General features: G+C 62.8%; 2 protein-coding genes. Both read right to left on the bottom strand.

Going from position 1 to position 1,957, the window contains the following annotated elements; all coding sequences use genetic code 11:
- Positions 1–138: 138 nt before the first annotated feature.
- The gene (locus H5T65_14085) at positions 139–804 is read right to left on the bottom strand and encodes a Crp/Fnr family transcriptional regulator (GenBank protein ID MBC7260357.1); all 666 of its coding nucleotides are present in this window, start codon (positions 802–804) and stop codon (positions 139–141) included.
- 6 nt (positions 805–810) lie between these two features.
- Positions 811–1,957: hypothetical protein (locus tag H5T65_14080; GenBank protein MBC7260356.1), on the bottom strand; the 1,147-nt coding region annotated here is incomplete at its 5' end.

The following is a 1,957-nucleotide window of genomic DNA, read 5'->3' as shown; positions in this document are numbered from 1 at the left end:
ATTTCCTCGGGTGTGGGTTGTTTGAGTCCGATGCTGCCCGGGCAGAATTTGTTCAGCATGTCGCTCTCCTTCCGTGTGGGTGGCTTTTCGTTTTCAGTATAGCACGGAAGCCGGTGAGCGTATGTGATTTAGGTCTCATCACTCCAGGCCCGCGATCTTTCTCAGCCGTTCGGGATCGGTAATGACGATGCGATGGCCCTCCACGCGCAGGAGTCCCTCATCCGCGAGGGCGCGGAGGGATCTGCCGATGACTTCGCGCACGGTGCCGAGCCGCGCCGCCATTTCGTGCTGGGTGAGTTGCCCTGCGATGTTGGCCTGCTCCAGGAGCAGTTTGGCGAGGCGTTGGGGCACCGTGCGCAGCGTCAGGTCGGAGGCGAGATCAACCAGTTGTCGGAGCCGCGCCGCAAAGGTAACGAGCATTGCTCTGCCGATTTGCGGATAGCGATCCAGGAGGCGCGCGAAGTCGGCGCGCGACACCGAACACACGGTGCATTCGGTCATCGCCTCGGCCGACGCGGGGTTAGGGCCGCCGTCTATAGCGGGCACCTCGTTGAACGAGTGCCCCGGGCCAACGAGGGTCAACGTCTGCGTGCGCCCATCCTCGGAGGAGCGCAGGATTTTCACAACGCCCCGCTGCACGAAATAGACGCCGCAGTCGTAGTCTCCCTCCAGTAGGATGATCTCGCCGCGGAGATACGTCCGCGCGCGGAAGTAGCACGCGATCTGCTCCAGGGTATCGGCGTCAAGGCCCTGGAAAAACGGGTGGCTGCTGAGCAGTTCCGTGATGGTCGGACTCGCCTTCACTTCCCACTACCACAGATAGTCTTTAATGGCTTCCCACTGATTGTCGTCCGTATGTTGCCACGACCAGAAGCAGGCGCCAAGCAGGCCGCGGCTTTCCACCTCGGTCAGGAAACGCGACAGGTCTTCTTTGGTGGGGCGCTTGCCCGGCACCATTTCGTAGCAGGCGCCCACGGGCAGGATGGGGCGGCCGAAGCGGATGTGCTGGGTCAAACTGATGCGGAGCGCCTCTACGGGGTCTTTCTTGTACCAGTACACCTGGGGCGTGTTCAGGTCGCAGTGGGCCAGGAACTCGCGCCAGGGGAAGGTGGGATGCATCTCGGGCCAGTAGAAGGAACTGAGGGCGATGGGCACGCCCGGCAGCAGCCCCCGTAGGGTGCTGGCGTAGCGGGCGGCGCGGTCGGGCTTGCCTTCGTATTCGGTTTCCGCGTCTATGACAAACCCCGCCAGGCCGAACTTCTTCGTGCGTTCGGCGGCGTAGCGCGCTTCGTCTTCTGGCCTGTCGCCGTAGGTGTACTGCCAACCCCATACGGCGACGCCCACTTCGCGCAGGCGGTTGACCAGCGTGGTGATGTCGCCGTTGTAGGCGTTGGTGCCGTCGGCGATCTTGATGAGCACGAAGTCCAGGCCCACATCCAGGGCGCGGTTTACAATGCGTTCGGTGTCGCCGCCCTCGCACCGATCCACCTGCCAGATGTACATGCCTTTGCCCCAGAGTTCCAGTTCAGCGGGGGCAGGTTCGGTTGGAAGTGCAGCCTTGACGAGGCGCTTCTCGTCGGCGGTGAGGTTGGGCAGTTTGTCAATGGGCGGGCCGGAGTAGGGGCCGTCGCGGTCGGCCACCAGGTCGTTGAGGTTCAGGCCCGCCTTTATCAGTAGCGTCCAGGACTTGTTGCCCGCCTTCCAGAAGGCGTTGATGATCTGCTGGTTGGTGTACTTCAGTGGCGGCTTGAGGGTGATCTGATAGTTGCCGGGCACGAGTTGTTCCGGCGGGCCGATTTGCTCCTGCACAAGCGCAAGGAGCGCGGGGATGTCCGCGACAGGGACGCCCTGGGCGGCCAGCACCTGCTGCACCGACGGGATTTCAAACGAAAGGACCTGGGGGGCTTTGCTGGTGGCCAGGTCATGATATACGTCATAGGCTCGCTTGCGGTTTTCT

This window comes from Chloroflexota bacterium, assembly GCA_014360805.1.
In the GTDB taxonomy this organism is placed as follows: Bacteria; Chloroflexota; Anaerolineae; order DTLA01; family DTLA01; genus DTLA01.
Note: the sequence above shows the minus strand (reverse complement) of the source record. Positions and strands in the feature narration are given on the sequence as shown.